Origin of the sequence: Butyricimonas faecihominis, from assembly GCF_033096445.1 — a bacterium.
In the GTDB taxonomy this organism is placed as follows: domain Bacteria; phylum Bacteroidota; class Bacteroidia; order Bacteroidales; family Marinifilaceae; genus Butyricimonas; species Butyricimonas faecihominis.
In genome coordinates, this window is the sequence record NZ_AP028155.1 from 2,108,832 (window position 1) to 2,132,912 (window position 24,081).

General features: G+C 39.7%; 15 protein-coding genes. 4 read left to right on the forward strand and 11 right to left on the reverse strand.

Annotated elements, in window-relative coordinates:
• Positions 1-5: 5 nt before the first annotated feature.
• From R8806_RS08855 to R8806_RS08865, 3 genes are all read left to right on the forward strand, one after another.
• The gene (locus R8806_RS08855) at positions 6-563 is read left to right on the forward strand and encodes a hypothetical protein (RefSeq protein ID WP_124317658.1); all 558 of its coding nucleotides are present in this window, start codon (positions 6-8) and stop codon (positions 561-563) included.
• 297 nt (positions 564-860) lie between these two features.
• A complete protein-coding gene (locus R8806_RS08860) occupies positions 861-1,787 on the forward strand; it encodes a lytic transglycosylase domain-containing protein (RefSeq protein WP_124317659.1) in 927 nt (308 codons plus the stop codon).
• Positions 1,788-1,847: 60 nt separating this feature from the next.
• Entirely contained in the window at positions 1,848-3,515 is a 1,668-nt protein-coding gene (locus R8806_RS08865; protein ID WP_124317660.1) for a nucleoside kinase, read from the forward strand.
• Positions 3,516-3,587: 72 nt separating this feature from the next.
• Here R8806_RS08865 and R8806_RS08870 read toward each other — a convergent pair whose 3' ends face one another.
• From R8806_RS08870 to R8806_RS08885, 4 genes are all read right to left on the reverse strand, one after another.
• A complete protein-coding gene (locus tag R8806_RS08870) occupies positions 3,588-5,030 on the reverse strand; it encodes a thioredoxin family protein (protein ID WP_151412092.1) in 1,443 nt (480 codons plus the stop codon).
• Between the two features lie 182 nt (positions 5,031-5,212).
• Positions 5,213-6,268: a hypothetical protein gene (locus tag R8806_RS08875; RefSeq protein WP_151412091.1), complete on the reverse strand. Its 1,056-nt coding sequence runs from the start codon at positions 6,266-6,268 to the stop codon at positions 5,213-5,215.
• Positions 6,269-6,291: 23 nt separating this feature from the next.
• A complete protein-coding gene (locus tag R8806_RS08880; RefSeq protein ID WP_164719820.1) occupies positions 6,292-7,806 on the reverse strand; it encodes a RagB/SusD family nutrient uptake outer membrane protein in 1,515 nt (504 codons plus the stop codon).
• An 11-nt stretch (positions 7,807-7,817) separates the two neighbouring features.
• On the reverse strand, positions 7,818-11,312 hold the full coding sequence (locus tag R8806_RS08885; protein WP_124317759.1) for a SusC/RagA family TonB-linked outer membrane protein: 3,495 nt from the start codon (positions 11,310-11,312) through the stop codon (positions 7,818-7,820).
• A gap of 617 nt (positions 11,313-11,929) precedes the next feature.
• On the opposite strand from R8806_RS08885, the gene R8806_RS08890 reads away from it, so the two are divergent.
• A complete protein-coding gene (locus tag R8806_RS08890) occupies positions 11,930-13,231 on the forward strand; it encodes a chymotrypsin family serine protease (RefSeq protein ID WP_151412090.1) in 1,302 nt (433 codons plus the stop codon).
• Positions 13,232-13,506: 275 nt separating this feature from the next.
• Here R8806_RS08890 and R8806_RS08895 read toward each other — a convergent pair whose 3' ends face one another.
• The 7 genes from R8806_RS08895 to R8806_RS08925 all read right to left on the reverse strand — a co-directional run bounded on the left by R8806_RS08895 (position 13,507) and on the right by R8806_RS08925 (position 24,060).
• Positions 13,507-14,949 carry a thioredoxin family protein gene (locus tag R8806_RS08895; protein ID WP_151412089.1) on the reverse strand — a complete coding sequence of 481 codons (1,443 nt, stop codon included), beginning with the start codon at positions 14,947-14,949 and terminating at the stop codon, positions 13,507-13,509.
• Between the two features lie 160 nt (positions 14,950-15,109).
• Entirely contained in the window at positions 15,110-16,165 is a 1,056-nt protein-coding gene (locus tag R8806_RS08900) for a hypothetical protein (protein WP_151412088.1), read from the reverse strand.
• A 21-nt stretch (positions 16,166-16,186) separates the two neighbouring features.
• Complete coding sequence (locus tag R8806_RS08905; RefSeq protein ID WP_167513931.1) at positions 16,187-17,701, reverse strand: RagB/SusD family nutrient uptake outer membrane protein; 1,515 nt, start codon at positions 17,699-17,701, stop codon at positions 16,187-16,189.
• A gap of 12 nt (positions 17,702-17,713) precedes the next feature.
• Positions 17,714-21,367 carry a SusC/RagA family TonB-linked outer membrane protein gene (locus tag R8806_RS08910; protein ID WP_229783048.1) on the reverse strand — a complete coding sequence of 1,218 codons (3,654 nt, stop codon included), beginning with the start codon at positions 21,365-21,367 and terminating at the stop codon, positions 17,714-17,716.
• Positions 21,368-21,531: 164 nt separating this feature from the next.
• Positions 21,532-22,686 (reverse strand): FecR family protein, encoded by a 1,155-nt coding sequence (locus tag R8806_RS08915; RefSeq protein ID WP_124317279.1) that lies wholly within the window; start codon positions 22,684-22,686, stop codon positions 21,532-21,534.
• 84 nt (positions 22,687-22,770) lie between these two features.
• Complete coding sequence (locus R8806_RS08920; RefSeq protein WP_124317278.1) at positions 22,771-23,343, reverse strand: RNA polymerase sigma-70 factor; 573 nt, start codon at positions 23,341-23,343, stop codon at positions 22,771-22,773.
• A 63-nt stretch (positions 23,344-23,406) separates the two neighbouring features.
• Complete coding sequence (locus tag R8806_RS08925) at positions 23,407-24,060, reverse strand: HAD family hydrolase (RefSeq protein ID WP_124317277.1); 654 nt, start codon at positions 24,058-24,060, stop codon at positions 23,407-23,409.
• Positions 24,061-24,081: the final 21 nt, after the last annotated feature.

Consider the following 24,081-nt stretch of genomic DNA (forward strand, 5'->3'; position numbering starts at 1 on the left):
GTATTATGAAACACTATGTCTTATGGGGATTGATTGTAGCTGCATTCTTTTTATTAAGCAGTTGCGGTTCGTCAAAGAAAATCCAAGAAAAAAGCCCCGTCACCACGTTTATCATGCCGGGAGCAGACCTTGTCAGCGGCAACGGTGTACTTCGGGGCTGGGGTTCAGGCAGGTCCGACAGCGAAGCCTCTGCCCGGAAAAAAGCCCAAATGGCCGCTTCAGCAGAATTAGCCGCTATTTTGGCTAAAACGGTGGAATCTACAACCGAAGAGTACTCGACGATCCTGTCAGAAGGTATGTCTTCCGAATCCAAGTCTTTACTTACGGATAAAACGAAAATAACCGTGAATCAAACCTTGGCGGGAGCCACGATCGTATTCGACCGCTGGGACAAAGACGAAAAGACCGGACAATTTATTAATTATATCGTTCTGGAACTCAAAGGAGACGATTACTTGAAAAATTTGTATAAAGAACTTGAAAAGAATGATGCGGTTACCGTAGATCGGGATTTGCTGCAACGCCTTTTCTTGAAACACATTGACAAGAATTCGAAAAAGTAACTAATAAAGGGGCTGTACAAAAAGTCCGGCTTGTATTTGCCAACTACCCCCTCCAGCTCCCCCTTACACAGGGGGAGTCAGTGGGGGTAGTTGTTTAAAATTGACTTTTTGTACAGCTCCTTTATTTTAACATCGAATCTCTCATCCTCAATCATATACCCTCAACTTCCCTCCCACAACCATCCCCCTCCCGCTTAAAATGAACAATTCTTAGCGATTCTACACACATCTTTTCTCTCCACTTTGCCGTAAAAATCAAGAAAAAGATGTATTTTCGAAAAAATAAAATCATTGGTTGTGAAAAGGAACATTTTACTTACATTTCTGACAATTCTTGTCTTATTAAATAGTGCGGCGATCGGATATTACGTTTATCATGATCAGAAGGAACATGAAGAAAACGAGGAACCACCATTCCACCTCATGAAATCATCAGACGTGGATTTCCCGACAACATTCAGCTTGGCAGGAGAACCGGTTCCCCTAGAAAGAATTGACGTGGCGGAAGCCTTCAAAAAAGAACTCATCGTGAATACCTACTTGCATTCACACACGATCCAAGTTTTGAAAAATGCTCCCCGCTATTTTCATATCATCGAACCTATCCTAAAAGCGGAAGGAGTTCCCAACGACTTCAAATACCTAGCCGTCATCGAGAGTAGCTTGAACCCGTTGGCCGTATCTTACGCTGGAGCCACGGGAATATGGCAACTCATGAGTGCAACGGCCAAAGAACTTGGGCTAGAGGTGACGAATGACGTGGACGAACGCTACCATGTGGAAAAAGCTACCCGTGCCGCTTGTACCTATTTGAAAAAAGCCTATCAAAAATTCGGTTCATGGACATTAGCCGCAGCCTCTTATAACGGAGGCATGAATATGCTCACCAGACAAATGGACCGACAAAAGGAAAAAAACTTTTACGATCTTTTGCTTGGTGAAGAAACCGGAAGATACGTGTACCGTATGCTGGCATTAAAGCAAATCATGGAAGAACCCCACCTATACGATTTTTACGTGGACCATTTGTATCCCGTGGAACCAACCACACAAGTGAAAGTGACTAAAAACATAAAAAACCTAGCGGATTTTGCCCAAGAACACGGAATATCCTATAAAACGCTGAAACGCTTTAACCCTTGGTTGCGACAGACCTCGTTAAAAGTTGGAAAGCATAAAACGTACTATATTGCTATTCCGGAAAACAAGCAGGCATACAAGTAAAAATATTCGGCACGCTATTTGTACCACCCTGCCTATATTGGATGTAAAAAACCTCCCAACATGGAAAAGAATAAAATAACCGTCTTTTGTGAAAACAATGGACAAGAATACCAGATACCCACGGGATCTAGTTTAAAAGAATTCAAAAAAATCGTGTTCCCCATGAATCACCAAAACATTCTGGGAGCATTAGTCAATAACGAAGTACAAGACCTGCATTACGAGATATACAACCCGAAATACGTGAACTTTGTTGACGTAACCACACTGGACGGGTATAGCGTGTACTTGCGTTCTCTTATTTTCGTACTTTACAAGGCGATACATAATCTCTACCCGAAAAAAACGCTTGTCGTGGAATATCACCTTTCTAACGGGATATTCTGCCGTCTGGCAAATAAAGAATTTATTCTCACGGGGGAGAGGATCACCGAGATAAAAAAAGAGATGCAACGCATCATCGACCACGATTACGAGATCATGCGCACGGAGACCCCCACGGAAGAAGCCATCAAGCTTTTTAACCGACAGGGTCTAAAGGATAAAGAATTATTACTTTCCACACGAGGAAAGATGTTTACCTCCGTTTATTCCATTGACGGCACTTGTGACTATTTCTACGGGACGCTGGCCCCTTCCACCGGATGCTTGAAAGTGTTCGACCTGATGGATTACAAGGATGGGATGTTATTAATGCCACCCGAACGCACGAACCCGACACAAATAGTCCCGTTCGTACCCCAAGAAAAACTGTTCAGCACGTTCAGCGAGTTCAAACGCTGGGGAAAGATCTCCGAGGTTATGCAAATTGGGCATTTAAACCAAGCCATCGAACATAAACACGCCGGGGATATGATCAAGGTAAGCGAAGCCCTGCACGAGAAAAAGATCTCCCAGATCGCTGACCAAATCAAGAAACAGAAAAAGGTAAAAGTCGTGCTTATCGCCGGTCCTTCCTCTTCGGGCAAGACCACGTTCGGAAAGCGATTAGCCATCCAGCTATTAGTGAACGGCATCAAACCCGTCAATCTATCCTTGGACAATTATTTCGTGAACCGGGAAGATACTCCCCGGGATGAAAAAGGGGAATACGACTTCGAGACGATTGACGCCTTGGACATCAATACCTTCAACGAAAACATCATGAGCCTACTAAGAGGTGAAGAAGTGGAGATACCCAAATTCTCGTTCGAAACAGGCCAACGTTTCTATGACGGAGAGAAATTAAAAATGACCCGCAACAACGTGATTATCGTGGAAGGCATTCACGGGCTGAATCCCAAATTAACCGAATGCCTGCCTCATGAAAGCCTGTTCAAAATATTCATCTCGGCACTTACGGTAATTTCCATTGATAACCATAACATTATCAACCCATCGGACAATCGTTTGATTCGCCGTATGGTCCGGGATCACAAATACCGGGGCTACTCAGCTCTCGATACCTTGAAAAGATGGGAAAGCGTGCTTTCCGGTGAACAAAAACACATCACACCTTACCAAGAAGAGGCCGATGTCATGTTTAACTCGGCTCTCGTGTATGAGTTGGGAGCCTTGAAACAACAAGCTGTTCCATTGCTGGAAGAAGTACTGGTAAAATACCCGGAACACTCCAAAGCCAAACGCCTGTTGAAGTTCTTCTCGTACGTCCAAGCCGTACCTACCCGTGAAATACCACCCACCTCTATCTTAAGGGAGTTCTTGGGAGGAAGTTCGTTCAAATACTAGAATATGCCAGAGGAAGAGCTAGTAATTCCTATTCATCATAGGTAGTATTCCAACCCTTCCTCTGTTTATATATCAAATCCCCTCCACCCCTTTCCGTAAAGAATCTCTAAAGGCTTGATCCTCCTCTATCATGCCTTCCCAAGAATATCTGACCTTACCCTCTTTATCCAACAAGAAATAAGCAGGGTAATTCGTTATTTCAAATCTCTCTTTCAAAAAAGCAACATCGGGATCATCCATGTCTATCCTCACGCTAACGCATAAAGAATCCAGATAATTCACCCGCTCGGGTAAATCCCACGCCCAATTCCGCATAATAAAATAAGCATCACTACCTCTTACGCATTCCAACAACAAAGGCTTATTTTTTTCCTTTACTCTCTCCAAAGCATCACTCCAAAATTTCCCGTTACAACTTATCGGAAAACCCAGGTACCTGAATTTTTGATAAAAATCCCATTGTTCCACGGGAGTTTTAGCAAATTCAAAGAGCATCTTGGAAGTAAACTGACCCATTCGTTCCTTGTCTTCATCTTTTCCGTTCAATCCTACATATTGCATCGCGTGCCACAAGCAATCCCGCCACTCTTTTAGTTCCACCAGTTCTTGCATCCCTTCCACCATCCCCGGGATATCATTTTCTAGAAAAGCTTTTACTTCTTTTGCCCAAGCCAATACAACTTTTACTTTATCTTCCCCCGAGATAACAGTACGGTCTGGGGTGGACACTGCCATCGTAATTTGTTTTATCAAATCGAACGCCTCCGGAGAAGCCTGACAATCATACATCAAACGCTGGAGCTCTTGTTTATAGCCTTGAACCAGGTAATCATCAACACGCTCTTTTCCTTGCTTTTCCCGGAACTTGTCCTCATGTTTCACCACGTATTCAAAATACGGGCTTCCATACACCTCTTCGCTGAAAAGAGGCCAACATTCTTTATCCGTTAATTTTTCAAACGGGGTCTGCTCAAACAAAACCGCACGAAGGCTATCGGCATCATCCAATTTTCTTATATCTTTCAATACCATATAATAATCAACTCTATTCTGCAAGCTCATTTTTTGCTTTCGTTCAAGCAAATCATTCAAAAAAAACAATGATGACGTTTCATTTACACCACGTTTAGCCCAGGCTAGAAAATCTTCCGGTCTTCTTGCTCCCCGCAAGCGATGTCTTACTGTTCCATCCTCTTGCAAAATAAAAAATGTCGGGATGGAGTTCACCCCGTACTTCTTTTTAAAGTCTTTACCCTCCAATTTATCTATATCCATTTGTATACAAATAAATTGTTTGTTACAATACTCCCCCACGTCTTTTCTACTCAACACTTCTTCAAGCATCAATTGACACGGCCCACACCAAGCGGCTGTAACATCAACAAAAACAAACTTTCCCTCCGCTTGTGCCCGTGAAAGAGCTTGATCCAAAGACAAGGCATCAAATTTTACACTTTGGGCAAATACACTACAACAAGTCAAAAGACTTATCACGAATAACATACTTTTTTTCATACACAATATTATTTAACCATATGATCTTCTCTATTTTATAAAGCGATCATGTACCACTTTACCGGGAATGAAGTAAAACTTGTTTTCATTTGCAAACTTCCTCCCAAGAACAGAGAGGAAACCAATTTCAATTCACACGATCGGTTTCCCTCTGTTCTATTTCCCAATTTACTTAACTCCTTCTAGTGAAAAGATTGATAGGCAACACCGTTTGCCGCACAAAAAAGTTCAACTAGCTTTTTCATGTACAAACGTCGTTGAATACATTTTTCACTATACTCTACACCCGCGAAAAGATTCTTGAACTCTTCATCCGAAAAGGCGTAAACAGAGGCAATATAATTCATCGCATCACAAGATTTCTCCAGAGCTTTTCGATGCACGATCCACCTGCTACTATCTTTAGGATCTATTTCACACCACTCGGTATCTCCCCATTCCAGGAATCCCATACGCCAGTAATCCCATAACTCCGCACCGAAATACCAATCCGCATTCAAATCCATCTCCTCCCCGGTATCGATCATTCTATAAAATTTATAATCATGCAAATTATATAATGTTCGTGATTTTTTAGGTAAATCCGAATTTGTCATCTTATAAAAGACTGTCAAAGAATCCGAACAGTGACTGTTTAACCAATTATACACTTTAGAACTCAACACCATTCCCGCCCAAAATTTCAACGTGGGTTCATCCATGTTTTTTATATCAGCCAATTTACCCACGGGCGTTGTTTCAATCGATTCCTCAAAGACCCAAGCCGTTTTTCCTCCTTCTCTTATCGTATCACCGCCATAATCCTCCGTTAACAGGCTATCCACTAACAACAAAGATCTTATCCGATATTTACCGGAAGGGGGCAAACTAGGCAATACCCATTTCTCTATCGCATAGGCTGCTTTCAACATGGCAGCCGTATCTTGTGATAAAACAAAACGAATATCTTTGGACACAGAACTATAAATAAGATATTTTTCACTTACCGTCTCATAGAACTTTACCGGATTACCGCCAGCATCAACCCCGTCTTCCGCGTATCCCAACGTATCGTTAACAAAAATTGAAACTCCCGTCTCTTCATATATTTCATGAAGTAAATGCCCCAGTTCTCCCGGTTTGTCCTGTATGGCAAACCAATCTATAACGGTACTTGCATCCAGTTTTATATCTTCCTTGTTACAAGAAGTCAATAACGTGAAGACGCATATACTATATAATAAATAACTTTTCCACATATAATTACCTTTTTAATACTCAATTATTCTAATTCCCGATCCACTCGTTGAGGATTATCCACCAAATTACCCTGGTTATACACGATCTCGTAACCGGGAATGGGTAGTACCCAAGCCGGGTCTTCGCCATACGGTTTTAACACGTAATCCCCTTCCAACTTACCTTTTATGTCATAAGCCGTATGTCTTATGGATTTTTTCTCCGGATATTTGGGAGACACCGCGTACCTGCGCAAATCAAACCATCGGTGAGCCTCAAAACAAAGTTCACGGCGTCGTTCATCCCGGATAAATGAAACCAAATCTTTTCCGCTCAAACCGTCCACATCGGGGATTCCACCTTCAAAACGATTATGCAACAAGGTTTTAATCGTCTGTATCGCCTCCACTTTATCCAACATGGCTTCGGCTTCCGCCTTGTTCAAATATAACTCTACGCTTCGAATCGCGAAACAATCGTACACCTTCTCCCCCACTTTTGACACCCTGTATTGCTCGTCCCCATTATCCTCAAAAAAAGCATTCAGTCTCAAGTCTTTAATTACTTGGTCATCAAAACTATTATATAAAGAGATCAATTCTTCAGAACAACTAAAAGAACATATGGTAAAATAAGAGATATTTTTGTAGAATACATTAGTTGCACTGTATCCTTGGGTAAATATTATTTCCGGATTTTCAACATCTAATATATACCGATTCTCCTCCCTTCCCGGAAATGAATTTAAATCCATTAATTCCACATTTCCCAAATTCAATGCCTTTTGGCATTCATCCAACGCCAATTGCCACTCTCCCATATATAAATATACCCTACTTAGTAGAATCCGTGCAGCAAGTTCATTCACCCTGTAAATAGTGGGTTGTGTAACCCCCTTCAACTTATCGGCGGCAACATTCAGATCCTCAACGATTACACGATAACACTCTTCCATGGAATTACGATGATAATACTCATCTATAATATCCTCAGTAAGATTTAAAGGGACTCCCATATCCGTGGAGGCAGTTTCTTTCACATAGGGATTCGCATAGAGATTCATTAACAAATAGTAATAAGCACCTCGCAGGAAACGAGCCTCTCCTTCAATTCTATTTCGAATTTCAACGGAGTCATGTGTAAATTTTTTCACGTGAGCGATAATGACATTCAAATAGGCTATATGGCTATATATTTTTTCCCAATCATTGTCTTCCCACTCTTCGCCTGTTTTTGGATTAATCGTCAATTGATCAGACCAGTCATAGAAATTTTTAAAAGAAGCAATATCATTAATAACATCACCAGCTCCATCTCTTCTAAATATCGTCATTGCCATATCATCGTCCATCACATGAATGTAAGGATAGTACCCACCCCCATAAACACTCGCTTCCGCAAAATATAACGGTTGTTCCATGTATCCATTACCGATAAGAATCTCGTCCAAATCGGTACAACTTTCGGCATAAGCCAAATCCTGTGAAAATTCTTCTAAAAATTTTCCACATGAAATAAAAGATAACACACCAAGTATCAAGATTAAATATCTTTTCATCTTTCTATTCATTAAAATGTTACATTTAAGCTAAGACTATAAGTAGGACGGACAGATATATTAATCAACTCGGAAGAACCGAATTGAGAGGGATCTTGCCCTTTCAGTTTTTTACTACATATCGTAAATAGATTTGTTCCACTCACGTTCAGATAAGCTGACTTCATATACATTTTCCGACAAATCTTTTCCGGGACAACATAACGTAAAGATAAACTTGTCAATTTTAGATAATCTCCCGAAGCCACACGTACATTGGAATTATCATACATATTCCAAATCGTCCCGGCAAATTCATAGGGTTTATCATTCCACCAAGGAGTTTTGGTTTTCTCGTAGCTCTTAGCATCCAACAAACCCGGAACATTCGTGTATTCTTCATCCCCGGGACGTTGCCAACGATGAACAAATTCTCTTCTCATATTCATCACCGGAGCCGGCACAGCCGAATTATTATTTCCATACATTTGTAACAAGCGAATCTTTGAACCCACGCTATAAGCCAAATTGAAGGACAACCCCCAGTTTCTCCAACCCAAATAGTTACTGATACTTCCCTGTAAAAAAGGCTCCCTACAACCGGAATGTTCCATCACTTCCATGCAAACATCCCCCAACGTCATCAACTCGTATGATTTCTGACGGGTAATCTCGTTACCGTCCGCATCCGTGTCCACAATCTCGTCTGCATCCGTTCCGTAAAAAGTAGGGCGTCCATCCTTGGGATCCAAACCCGTAAATTTATAGGAATAAAACGTGTTCACGGGACGCCCGGCAACTTGTACCCGACCGTCCAGATAATCCCCATACCTAATTTCATCCTGTAAAACTTTGTCTTTGGATTTTATTTTATCCACCAACTGATTAAATACAGAACCGAAATTCGGATTTATACGCCACACGAAACCGCGCTTTTCCCCACCAGCTCCAAGATTCTCAATGGGAGTAAAATTAATATCAAACTCAAACCCTTGATTATTCAACGTTCCTTGGTTTACGGTATAACTGCTGACGCCATTAATTCTTGACACCGTTTTGGACATAAATGCATCCGTCGTGTGGCGATAATAATAGCTGAAATTCCCGACTAGCTTGTTATTAAACAACGAGTATTCCAACTCGATATTATAAGTTGAGGTTTTTTCCCATTTTAAATGCGGGTTCGGGTAATACTTGATGGAAGAATACAATTCATTAAATGCCCAATGAGTACCCTTTCGCTGTATAATCAAATTCGGAGAATCCTGGGCGGACATATTTCCTTGGTAACCAAACGAGGCTTTTAATGCCAAGGTATTAATCCACCATTTATCAGACAATAAATTTTCATGTATATTCCATCTACCGGAAACAGACCATATCGGGTTCAGTTTTTCATTGCTTCTATCTCCAAATTTATTACTTCCATCTATACGCATATTAGCATTAAAGATATACGCATCTTTATAAGCATAAAACAACGTTCCCACCAATCCTACTTGACGAGTCAAATTATGGGTTAAAATTCCTTTAGCAGAAGGATTACTTTTCAACCAACCATCATAATTAGGAAATTCCAGGTATCCCCACGAATCAGGTAAATTTACGTCATCAAAAAGCATTCCCCGTTCCGGAATATATCCTCGCTTCGTTATAGCAAAACCGGTATAAAGGGTTGAACTTAATTCTCCGATAACAGAAGCTTGAAATTGATGTGTATTTTCCTTATCCAGAAATTTATTGAATGATAGATTTGCCCGAACACTGTAATTCTCATTTTTAGTACTATTTAGACGCAATTCTCCACCCACAGGCATTTCTGACTCAGAAGAAAGATAGCCACTATTAGGAGAATCAGGAGCATATTCTTTTTTCAAATTCGCAGCATACCAACTCTTTTCTCCAAAATAGACCCTTTCTTCAAAATTAGAGATTCCATAAGAAAATTGCATACCGGCCTTCAAACAAGGAATGAGTCGGTATTCTATATTCGCACTCATACTGATCGCATTACTTTGAATGTCATCATCTGTATTTTTTCTCTCATTAATTATACTGAAAGGCTTGGAATACGTGTGTGCCAAATCATTGTCTCTTTGATAAAACATCAAACTACCATCCTCATTATACGCACCCACGCTGCGGGCCGTGTTCAAGGCATAAGTCATCAATCCAACCTCTTGGGGTGTATATTCCTTTTTCTGCACGTTCCCGTTCAAGCTGAAAGACATGATAAACTTATTATAATTGATATCCACCTTGGCCATGGCACTATAACGACTGTTTTCTTCCCCTTTCAAGTTACCCTTCTCGTTCGAATACCCCAATGAAGTATAATATCGTACATTCTCCGAACCACCGGAAATACTTAAGGTGTGTGCATGAGAATAGGTATCTTGCATTAATAATCCTAACCAGTCTGTATTGACCGTCTCCATAAATTTTACTTTCCGAACAAATTCATCGGAAGAGATTACTCCATTCACGTAATCGTTATAAGCAGCCTCATATCCCACGTAACTGGATAAATCCGGAATAACTTGTTTTTTCCGTACCACTTCCTTCGAGAAATCGATCCTTTCTTGAGAATTCATCACATCAACAGAACGATCCGTGTAACGGGGACGTTGCCGGAATGTACCCGATAAAGAATAAGAAACAGAGGGAGCCCCGACCTTTCCTTTTTTCGTGGTGATCACGATAACTCCGTTAGAAGCCTTAGGCCCGTAAATGGCCGTGGCAGAGGCATCTTTTAACACGTCCAATTTTTCAATATCCTCGGGATTCAATCCAGAAATAGCATTTCCCAACAAGTTCACGAAATCCAAGTCATTAATACTCGCCGGATCCACGTTTACAGGATCTGTTAAAATGACTCCATCCAACACCCACAAAGGAGCGGTATTCCCCAACAAGGTTGTTGTTCCGCGTATTTTAATCTTGGGTGCGGCTCCCACTTGCCCGCTATTCTGCATAAAAATCATTCCCGGGATTCGACCTTCCAGCATCTGGTCCAACGTGCTGACTCCCGGTTGCATGATGTCATCCATCTTCAACGTGGTCACGGAACTCGTCAAATGACGTTTATCCACTTTATAATATCCCGTGGATACCGTGACTTCATCCAACTCCATCAATTCCTCCTCCAAAACAATTCGTAATGTATCCGTTTTATCCGTAAAATTTACTAGTTGCTTTTTAAAACCGATAAAAGAAAACTCCAAAGTACCCCGTTGTATGGGTAAGGTTATCCTGAACCAACCTTTCACGTTCGTGGAAGTTCCTACCGACGTCCCGGCAACTTTCACCGTTACACCTGGCAAGACTTGATGGTTCTTATCATACACCCATCCCTGTAAGACCTTGGATTTTTCTTTCTTTGACGCGACTCCTTCCTGAGCTATTCCTCTAGCAGGCAAAAACATATACACAACAAACAACAAGATTCCGAATAATTTCGTAAACATTAACATTTTGCGCCATGCTATCCCATAGCATGACCAAGCGTGATTTCGCTTTTTTTCCATAAATTTGCGCTACATAATTTAATAAAACATTTTTGTTTTAGGAGAGTTCCAAGGTTTCCTAGGCGTTGGACTCTCTTTTTTGTATAGAATTCAACCTTAGTTTCTACAAGCATTCAATCTTTTCATACGAATATTCAATTTTAATCATTGCCTCAATCATAAAAAGCATACCGTACAAGAAGACAAAAACATTGTTTAGAAACAGGTATAAAAGCATTCCAAGTTTCACCTTGTGAATATGGCTAGATAAGTTTCTTTAATTTTTTACCCTGGCGATTTATTCATAGTGTAAATTTTAGTTTTACCCCAATCCCCAAAAGCAAAAATTATACAATAAAAAAGCGGGGACTGTGCTATTTGAACCTCGGTATCGCCAAACACCTGCACACAAATAGACAACAATCCACGCTTGCCAGCGTGAACATATGTCCATCCTGTGTGCTTTAAATTTGGCGATTTTAGGCTCAAGATGTAATAATTTCACAATATATTCAAGGTAGGCTCTCCTACCCATTTTTTCATTACGACAAATATATGAATACTTTTTTCATTCCCACAACTTTCAATTCATTTTATTTATCCATCTACAATTTTAATCTAACTAATATTCCTTTTGCATGAAGCTTGTATTTTTTCTAAAAATTCTAATATTTAACATCCGTGTTAAATATCATTTTCGTACCTTTATAGAAAATATTATTTCAAATAAATACCTATCTATGAAAACAATCCATATACGAATCTTGATAATCTCTTTTGTAATTTTGCTTGCGGCGTGTACAAACAAAGAAAAAACAAATTTACAAAAGGAACGTACAGACAATTTCCCCTCAATGAATGATGCTTCAAAAGCCAATCTTTCCGCAGGGGAGACATATCAAACTTTATTGCAATCATTCCGTATTTCTAGGTCGCAAACCGATTCTATAATTTATCCATCATATTATGGAGGAGCTTATATTAACTCCAATAATCAACTCGTTATTCTCTTAAGCGACACAACAAAAGAAAATAAAAGAAGTATCGAAAACATACTCGGGAGTGGAAATTTCATTCTAAAGAAATGTACTTTCACTTATGCATATTTAAAACAAATAATGAATACTGTAACTAAATCTTATCAGGAAAATTCTCAACATCCCTCCATTATGCAAAACATTTCATACATCCGCTTCCAAGAAGATAAAAACTGCATTGTTATCGGGTTGTTAGAATTTTCGGAGAAAAGAATAAGTGAATTTAGAGAAAATATAAGCGATTCTCCTGCTATTAAATTTGAAGCTGCCTCTGGATACAATTCCATTGAGTCTAAATTTCAACTTTCCCCGGGAACCTTTGTTCGTAACTCAAAAAGTATATACCAAGATAGAATAAACACAACTGCATCATTAGGATACAGAGCAACGATGTCAGATGGAAGTAAGGGATTTGTCGTTTCTGGACATTTTCTTTGGGAAGGAGGTTCTTTATATTATCCTATCACAGAAGAAGGACCATTTGAATTCATTGGCTCATGTGTCAAATCTCAAACAAGTGGCAAAATTGATGCTGCATTTTGCACTATTGACACTGACATTTGTGATTTATTACAAATACCTCATACTAATGTACATATGATACCAGTACGATCTGTTCCTATTGGTTGTATTGTAAGAATGCACCGAGACCAATATGCAAATACAGGAAAAATTACAAGTGCAAATGTTTGGGTCACGTTCAAGAATGGTACCAAGATTGGCGAAATGTACACTGCTGATTATACAAGCGAACCTAGAGACAGCGGAAGCGCTATCTATGTTTCAACAGCTCATAATGAATCAGCTCTTGTTGGTATTCATCAAGGTCGCAGTACATACAACGAAGCTTATATTGTACAAGCTCAATATATTAATGAAACTTTTAATATTTCATGTTATTGAAATTTGTAACTAGTATGCGCAACTATTGATTATAACTTGAGCCGAAATCTCGTTATCATTTCTAACAACCAACAAGGAAACATCAAAGTCAAATACACTGGTCTGCCTCATCCATTTTCCGGTTAACTTACGAACAAAACTCCCGTGCGACTATTCTACATTACTGTAAACTCGTATATAATTCCCTAACTTAAAATATCCAAGAACTTATTCTGACAGGTGGTTTCCTATCAAGCAAAAAGCTGTCAGAATAAGTCTTGACTATTACAAATACCTCAAATCCCCTCCAACCCTTTCCGTAAAGAATCTCTAAAAGCTTGATCCTCCTCTATCATGCCTTCCCAAGAATATCTGACCTTACCCTCTTTATCCAACAAGAAATAAGCAGGGTAATTCGTTATTTCAAATCTCTCTTTCAAAAAAGCAACATCGGGATCATCCATGTCTATCCTCACGCTAACGCATAAAGAATCCAGATAATTCACCCGCTCGGGTAAATCCCACGCCCAATTCCGCATAATAAAATAAGCATCACTACCTCTTACGCATTCCAACAACAAAGGCTTATTTTTTTCCTTTACTCTCTCCAAAGCATCACTCCAAAATTTCCCGTTACAACTTATCGGAAAACCCAGGTACCTGAATTTTTGATAAAAATCCCATTGTTCCACGGGAGTTTTAGCAAATTCAAAGAGCATCTTGGAAGTAAACTGACCCATTCGTTCCTTGTCTTCATCTTTTCCGTTCAATCCTACATATTGCATCGCGTGCCACAAGCAATCCCGCCACTCTTTTAGTTCCACCAGTTCTTGCATCCCTTCCACCATCCCCGGGATATCATTTTCTAGGAAAGCTTTTACTTCTTTTGCCCAAGCCAATACAACTTTTACTTTATCTTCCCCCGAGATAACAGTACGGTCTGGGGTGGACACTGCCATCGTAATTTGTTTTATCAAATCGAACGCCTCTGGAGAAGCTTGACTGCCATACATCAAACGCTGAATTTCTTGTTTATAGCCTTGAACCAGGTAATCATCAATTCGCTCTTTTCCTTGCTTTTCCCGGAACTTGTCACCATGTTTCACCACGTATTCAAAATATTGGCTTCCATATACCTCTTCGCTAAAAAGAGACCAACATTCTTTATCTGTTAATTTTTCAAACGGGGTCTGCTCAAACAAAACTGTCCGAAGGCTATCGGCATCATGCAATTTTCTTATATCTTTCAATACCAAATAATAATCAACTTTATTCTGCAAACTCATTTTTTGCTTTCGTTCAAGCAAACCATTCAAAAAAAACAATGATGACGTTTCATTTACACCACGTTTAGCCCAGGCTAGAAAATCTTCCGGTCTTCTTGCTCCCCGCAAGCGATGTCTTACTGTGCCATCCTCTTGCAAAATAAAAAATGTCGGGATGGAGTTCACGCCGTACTTCTTTTTAAAGTCTTTCCCCTCCAATTTATCTACATCCATTTGTATACAAATAAATTGTTTGTTACAATACTCCCCCACGTCTTTTCTACTCAACACTTCTTCAAGCATCACTTGACACGGCCCACACCAAGAAGCGGTAACATCAACAAAAACAAACTTTCCCTCCGCTCGTGCCCGTGAAAGAGCTTGATCCAAAGACAAGGTATCAAATTTTACACTTTGGGCAAATACACTACAATAAGTCAAAAGACTTATCACTAATAACATACTTTTTTTCATACACAATATTATTTAACAATACGAACATATACCACTTTACCGGGAATGAAGTAAAACTTGTTTTCATTTGCAAACTTCCTCCCAAGAACAGAGAGGAAACCAATTTCAACTAGCACGATCAGTTTCCTTCTGTCCTATTTCTTAATTTACGTAACTCCTTCTAGTGAAAAGATTGACAAGTAACCCCGTTTGCTTTACAAAAAAGATCAACTAACTTTTTCATGTACAAACGTCGTTGAATACATTTTTCGCTATACTCTACACCCGCGAAAAGATTCTTGAACTCTTCATCCGAAAAGGCGTAAACAGAGGCAATATAATTCATCGCATCACAAGATTTCTCCAGAGCTTTTCGATGCACGATCCACCTGCTACTATCTTTAGGATCTATTTCACACCACTCGGCATCCCCCCATTCCAGGAATCCCATACGCCAGTAATCCCATAACTCCGCACCGAAATACCAATCAGGATTCCAATCAATTTCCTCCCCGGTATCGATCATTCGATAAAATTTATAACCATGTAAATTATATAATGTTCGTGCTTTTTTAGGTAAATCCGAATTTGTCATTTTATAAAATACTTTTAAAGAATCCGAACAGTGGCTGTTTAACCAATTATACACTTTAGTACTCAACACCATTCCCGCCCAAAATTTCAACGTGGGTTCATCCATGTTTTTAATATCCGCTAATTTACCCACGGGCGTTGTTTCAATCGATTCCTCAAAGACCCAAGCCGTTTTCCCACCTTTTCTTATCGTATCTCCCCCATAATCTTCTGTTAACAAACTATCCACCAACAATAAAGATTTTATCCGATATTTCCCAGAAGGCGGCAAATTCGGAAACACCCACTTCTCTATCGTATTGACCGCTTTTAACATCGCTACCGTATCTCGCGATAAAACGAAACGAATATCTCTTGATACGGAACTATAAAGAAGATATTTTTCACTTACAGTTTCATAAAATCTCACCGGTTCCCCGTTAGCATCAATCCCATCTTCCACGTATCCCAACGTATCGTTAACGAAAATTGAAACTCCTGTTTCTTTATATATTTTATGGAGTAAATGCCCCAACTCTCCTGGTCTATCCGGCACTGCAAACCAGTCAACGACAGTACTTGCATCCAGTTTAATGTCTTCTTCGTTACAAGAAGTCAATAACGTGAAGACGCATAAACTATATAATAAATAACTTTTCCACATATCACTATTTTTTATGATCCGTTACTCCAATTCTCTTTCCACTCGCTGGGGATTATCAACCAAATTACCTTGATTATACACGATCTCGTAACCGGGAATCGGTAACACCCACGCCGGGTCTTCACCGTACGGTTTTAACACGTAATCCCCTTCCAACTTACCTTTTATGTCATAAGCCGTATGTCTTATAGATTTTTTCTCCGGGTACTTCGGAGACACCGCATACCTACGCAGATCAAACCAACGGTGAGCCTCAAAACAAAGTTCACGGCGTCGTTCATCCCGGATAAATGAAACCAAATCTTTTCCACTCAAACCGTCTATATCGGGGATGCCACCTTCAAAACGATTGTTCAACAACGTTTTAATCGTCTGTATCGCCTCCGCTTTATCCAACATGGCTTCGGCTTCCGCCTTGTTCAAATATAACTCCGCACTTCGGATCACGAAACAATCGTACACTTTCTCCCCTACTTTTGACATCTTGTATTGCTCATCTCCTATAACCTCAAAAAAAGCATCTAATCTCAAGTCCTTTATTTGTTGCTCTTCAAAACGGTTATATAAAGAAATCAAGTCTTCTGAACCACCAAAGGTGCATATGCAAAAATAAGACATCTGATCATAAAAAGTATTGGTCGCACTATACCCTTGCGTAAAGACGATTTCCGGATTTTTATTATCCAACACGTATCGCTCTTTCTCTCTTCCCTGAAACGATTTTAAATCCATTAATTCCACACCCTCCAAAGCCAACGCCTTTTGACATTCATCCAACGCCAACTGCCATTCTCCCATATACAAATACACCCTGCTCAATAATATCCGGGCGGCAAGTTCGTTCACTCTATAGATCGTAGGTTGTGTAACCCCCTTCAACTTATCGGCAGCGACTTTCAAATCCTCCACAATAACACGATAACACTCCTCCATTGAATTTCTTTTATAATACTCATCTACTATGTCTTCTGTAAGATTCAATGGGACACCCATATCACTAGATGCTGATTCTTTCACGTAAGGATTCGCATAGAGATTCGTTAACAAATAGTAATAAGCACCTCGCAGGAAACGAGCCTCTCCTTCCACTCTATTCCGAGTCTCAACAGAGTCATGGGAGAATTTTTTCACGTGAGCGATAATAACATTCAAGTACGCTATATGGCTATACATTTTTTCCCAATCCTTATCCTCCCACTCCTCATCTGTCTTTGGATTGATAGTCAACTGATCAGACCAGTCATAGAAATTCTTATAAGGAACCATCTCATTTATGAGATCCGTAACACCGTCTTTTTTAAATACTGTCATAATCACATCATCATCCATCACGTGAATATAGGGATAGTATCCATTACCGTAAATACTTGCCTTCGCAAAACCCTCCGGTTGCTCCATATATCCGTTTCCGATAAGAATCTCGTCTAAATCGGCACAACTTTCCGCATAAGCCAAATCCTGTGAAAATTCTTCCAAAAATTTCCCACATGAATTAAACAATAACACACAAAGTATTAAGATTAAATATCTTTTCATCTTTTTCATTCATTAAAATGTCACATTCAAACTAAGACTATAAGTCGGGCGAACAGATATGTTTATCAACTCCGAAGAACCGAATTGAGAGGGATCCTGCCCTTTCAATTTTTTGCTACATATGGTAAATAGATTTGTTCCACTCACACTCAAATAAGCTGACTTCATGTACATCTTCTGACAAATTCTCTTCGGGACAACGTAACGCAATGACAAGCTTGTCAATTTCAAGTAATCTCCCGAAACGACACGGACATTGGAATTGTCATACATATTCCAAATCGTTCCGGCAAATTCGTACGACTTGTCATTCCACCATGGCGTTCTTGTTCTCTTGTAACTCTCTGCATCCAACATCCCGGGAACATTCGTGTATTTCTCATCCCCAGGACGCTGCCAACGATGAACAAATTCGCCTCTCATGTTCATCACCGGAGCCGGTACTGCCGAATTACTACTTCCATACATTTGTAACAAACGAACCTTTGCCCCCACGCTATAAGCCAAATTGAAGGACAACCCCCAGTTTCTCCAGCCCAAATAGTTACTGATACTTCCCTGTAAAAAAGGTTCTCTACAACCGGAATGTTCCATCACCTCCATACAAACATCCCCCAACGTCATCAACTCGTACGATTTCTGGCGGGTAATCTCGTTACCGTTCTTATCCGTCCCGACTATCTCGCCTGCATCCGTGCCGTAAAAAGTAGGACGCCCGTCCTTGGGATCCAAACCCGTAAATTTGTAAGAATAAAACGTGTTTACGGGACGCCCGGCAATTTGAACCCGACCGTCCAGATAATCCCCGTATCTGATTTCATCCTGCAAAACCTCATCTTTGGCTTTTATTTTATCCACCAACTGATTCAACACGGAACCGAAGTTCGGGTTTATTCGCCACACGAAACCGCGTTTCTCCCCGCCAGCTCCAAGATTCTCGATAGGCGTAAAATTAAAATTAAACTCAAACCCCTGATTATTTAAGGTACCCCTATTCACCGTATAAGTACTAACACCATTAATTCTTGAAACCGTTTTCGACATAAACGCATCCGTCGTGTGACGATAATAATAACTGAAATTCCCGACTAGCTTGTTATTAAACAACGAGTATTCCAACTCGATGTTATAGGTTGACGTCTTCTCCCATTTTAAATGCGGGTTCGGGTAATACTTAATGGAAGAGTATAATTCGTTAAACGCCCAATGAGTACCCTTTCGCTGTATAATCAACTTCGGAGAATCTTGAGCAGACATATTTCCTTGGTAACCAAACGACGCTTTTAATGCTAAGGTATTAATCCACCATTTATCAGACAACAGATTCTCGTGCATATTCCATCGACCGGAAACAGACCATATCGGGTTCAGTTTTTCATTACTTCTATCTCCAAATTTATTACTTCCATCAATACGCATATTCGCATTAAGAATATACGAATCTTTATAAGCATAAAACAACGTTCCCACTAATCCTACTTGACGGGTTAAATTATGCGTCAAAACTCCCTTGGCGGAAGAATTAGTTTTTAACCAACTATCATAATTAGGAAATGGCACGTATCCCCACGAATCAGGTAAATTCACATCATCAAAAAGCATCCCCCGTTCCGGGATATATCCCCTTTTCGTTATTGCAAAACTAGTATAAAGAGTTGAACTCAACTCTCCAATAACAGAAGCTTGGAACTGATGTCTACTTTCTTTATCCAAAAATTTATTAAATGATAGATTTGCCCGGACACTATAATTTTCATTTTTAGTATTATTTAAACGCAGTTCTCCACCAACAGGCATTTCCGAATAAGAAGATACCCCCACATTATCTTGCCCAGGAGCATATTCTTTTCTTAAATTAGCCGCATACCAACTTTTTTCACCGAAATAAACCCTCTCTTCCAAATTAGAGATTCCGTAAGAAAATTGGACTCCCGCCTTCAAACAAGGGATTAAACGATATTCTATATTTGTACTTACATTAATAGCGTTAGTTTGGATATTATCATCCGTATTTTCTCTTTCATTAATAATACTAAATGGCTTGGAATACGTGTGTTCCAAATCATCATCTCTTTGATAAAACATCAAACTGCCATCCTCGTTATAGGCACCGACACTCCGGGCAGTATTTAACGCATAGGTCATTAGTCCGACCTCTTGAGGGGTGTATTGCTTTTTCTGCACACTCCCATTCAAACTAAAAGACATCAGAAACTTCTTATGATTAACATCCACCTTGGCCATTGCGCTATAACGATTATTTTCCTCTCCTTTCAAGTTACCATTTTCCGCAGAATAACCTAAAGAAGTGTAGTACCGAACATTCTCAGATCCACCGGAAATGCTCAACGTGTGCGCATGAGAATAGGTATCTTGCATTAACAACCCCAACCAATCCGTGTTGACGGTCTCCATGTATTTTACTTTCCGAATAAACTCATCGGAAGATATTACCCCGTTCACGTAATCGTTGTAAGCCGCTTCATACCCCACGTAACTAGATAAATCCGGAATAAGTTGTTTTTTGCGTACAACTTCCTTGGAAAAATCAATTCGTTCCTTCGAATTCATCACGTCAACGGAACGGTCCGTGTAACGAGGACGTTGCCGGAATGTACCCGATAAAGAATAAGAAACAGAGGGAGCTCCGACTTTTCCCTTCTTCGTGGTGATCACGATAACACCATTAGAAGCTTTAGGCCCGTAAATGGCAGTAGCAGACGCATCCTTTAACACGTCCAACTTTTCAATATCCTCGGGATTCAAACCGGAAATGGCATTTCCCAACAAGTTCACGAAATCCAAGTCATTAATACTCGCAGGATCCACGTTTACAGGATCCGTTAAAATGACTCCATCCAACACCCACAAAGGAGCGGTACTTCCCAACAGTGTTGTTGTTCCGCGTATTTTAATCTTGGGAGCGGCCCCCACTTGCCCGCTATTCTGCATAAAAATCATTCCCGGGATTCTACCTTCAAGCATCTGGTCCAACGTGCTGACTCCCGGTTGCATGATATCATCCATCTTCAACGTGGTCACGGAACTGGTCAAATGACGTTTATCCACTTTATAATATCCCGTGGATACCGTGACTTCATCCAACTCCATCAACTCCTCCTCCAAAACGATTCGTAATGTATCCGTTGCTACAGTAAAATTTACAAGCTGCTTTTTAAAGCCAATAAAAGAAAATTCCAAAGCGCCCTGTTGCATGGGTAAGGCTATCCTGAACCAACCTTTCACGTTCGTGGAAGTTCCTATTGATGTCCCCGCAACCTTCACGGTTACACCAGGCAAAGCATGACGATCTTTATCGTACACCCATCCTTGTATCACTTTCGATTTTTCTTTCTCCGATGTCACGTTTTTTTCTTTAATAACCACAACATTTCCATCAAAAGAATAGGTTAACCCTAAATCAGATAGCAACTTTTCTAGGACTCGCACAAGCTCTTCATTCTCAGCTTTTACACTGACCATTCCTTTCGTCTTCAGCAAGGCATAATTATAAAAAAAATCACACTTCGACTGTTTACCCAACTCTTCTAAAACTGTTGTCAAGAAGACATTTTTCAAATCAATTGTCACCTTTACATCCTGAGCTAATCCTTTTGCGTGCACTGACATACACACGCTAAATAATAAAACTCCTAACAATTTCATAAACATTAACATTTTGCGCCATGATATCCAATAGAATGACCAGACGCCATTTCGTTTTTTTTTCATAAATTTGTTATTAAATTATACATGATATACTTTTTCTTCCAGTGCAAATGACAAGAAAAGTATATTTCAATTCAGCAGATTGAAGATTTACCAGATTTTCAATCTGTTTTTCTTTTTATAATAATTGTGTTACCATGAATTATAAACTGAACATCTTGAGTTTCCTCCATCTTTTCCAACAAATAACTGATATCCTCATAGCGTTTCAAACGTCCACCAAATTCCATATTTTTCAATTCCGGATTTTGGAAAAAGACATTCAAATTATACCATTTAGCTAACACATCCATTATTCTCTCCAAAGACTCCTGTTTAAAATAATAATAACCATCTTTCCAAGAAGTATAAAGCTCCATATCAACAGTACGTACATTTGCAGTCTTATCCTCTCGATCATACACAAATTGCATTCCCGGATCTAAATCAAAATTTTTCGATCCGTATCCAACTCTTACTTTCCCCTCGACCAATGTAGTTGCAACCACTTTCTCATCCGGATAAGCATTTACATTAAAAGAGGTCCCTAACACTCTCACGTCTACCTCCTCTGTTTTCACCACGAAAGGTCGCTCCTCGTCTTTTGTTACTTCAAAAAATCCCTCCCCAGTCAAAAAGACTTCTCTAATATCTCCTGCAAACCTAACCGGATAGCGCAATGATGAACCAGAATTCAAATGCACTCGCGTATTATCTGATAGCTGGAGATTAAACTCCCCTCCTAATGGAACACGAATCGTATGAAAATCAATAGTCTCCACATTCATCCCTGCATCATAAATTAATGTATTTTTTACGCTTGCCACTTTCGATTGATGTTCGGCAAAAACAATCTCTTGAAAAGAAGAGTCCAACTCAATAACTTGTCCTTGAGGTAATATAAGTTCGGCCTTAGGAGATCCTGGACCTATATTTGCAATCTCTATTATTTCATTTCCGTCTTCTTGAGAATATATGAAATATCCCATAATACCTAGCAAAAGCATGATTCCCGCAGCAACAGAACTCCAACGAATAAATAATTGTTCTTTCCGTTGCTTTTGTACAATTCTTTCAATTCGCGCAAAAACAAAATCCTTGTTTTCTCGATATTTCAATCCCACACCAAGTTTCCGCAATTCATGCAATTCTCCCTCAAACCGATTCCTACATTCATTCTCCCGTCTCCATTCTTCCAACAGACATTTCTCCTCCTCGGAAAGTTTTTCTCCGGTAAAACTTCCTGCTAAAATTCGATCTATATCATTTTCTTTCATCCTAATATTTATTTTCTATATATATATCACCACACTTTTCATTTAGGGTGAAAAGAAAAAGATTTTTTTTTCTCAAATGCTTAATTATTTCCCCGTAGACATAAAAAGTAGAATAGAAGAGAATGCATCCCGAGTTAGATTCTCACGCAAAAATCGCAAAGCAATTTTCATTTGAGTTTTAACCGTATTAATACTAATATTCAATACATCAGCAATTTCACGATACTTCATATCATCCAAACAAGCCATCAAAAATATCTTTCGGCATTCATCCGGAAGACGACTAATCGTGCGATATAGTAATTCCATCTCCTTCCCGACCTCCTCTTCCCCAAAATAAGCAGATAGCTCATACTCTCTTTCAGAAATGTTACTATACAATCGATCTTTTCGGCACTGATCACGCACATAATTAATCGCCCTAAACTTTATTGCTTGAAACATAAATCGATCCAATTCTCCTTCGAAATTTTCCAAACGTCTAGAACGCCAAATGTGTACAAAACAATCCTGTACGATATCCTCTGCACTCTCCAGATCTCGTATCAATCGGTAACAATAAAGCAAAAGAGGCTCATAATATACATCAAAAAGTTTCTGTAGAGCAACCCTTTCATCTTGTTTGTACAAAGATAATATCTCTCCCGAGTTTGCCATTTCACACGCATTTGGCACAAAAATAATACATATTTTCGAGTTAACAAGAAAAATAAGAAATGCCTACAAAACAACCCACTTCATAATCTCATAAGGTTCATCAGCTATATATTGTGCTCCGTTTTCCTGCAACTCTTTCCGATCCCGGAATCCCCACGTCACCCCAACCGATGTAACACCGCTATTCACAGCTGTTTGCATATCCACACCCGAATCCCCCACGTAAAGGACTTCCTCCTTCGAGACTCCTGCTTCCTTCATGATATCGAAAACAATCGTGGGATCAGGTTTCACGGGAATCCCCTCCCGTTGACCATAAACGAAATCGAAAAGTCCCTCACCAAAATACTCCGGGATCAATTCCCGAGTAGCTGCATGATATTTATTGGAAGCCACAGCCAACAATACATGATGACGTTTCAGCGTCTTCAACAATTCACAAATTCCATCATAAGGAGCCGTAAAGTCAGCTTTATGCTCGGCATAGTAAGCCATGAAATCTTCCCGAATCTTCAACATATTCTCATGTGTCCTCTCTTTCTCCGGCAAGGCTCGTTCAAGCAATTTGTTAATTCCATTCCCCACAAAATAACGAAAAGCAGGCAATTCATGTGTCGGATACCCATGTTGCCGTAAAGCATAATTAGTACTTGCGGCCAAATCCTGCAAGGAGTTCAGCAATGTCCCATCCAGATCAAAAATCACCAACTTTGTCATAATTCATTCCTATATTTCTTT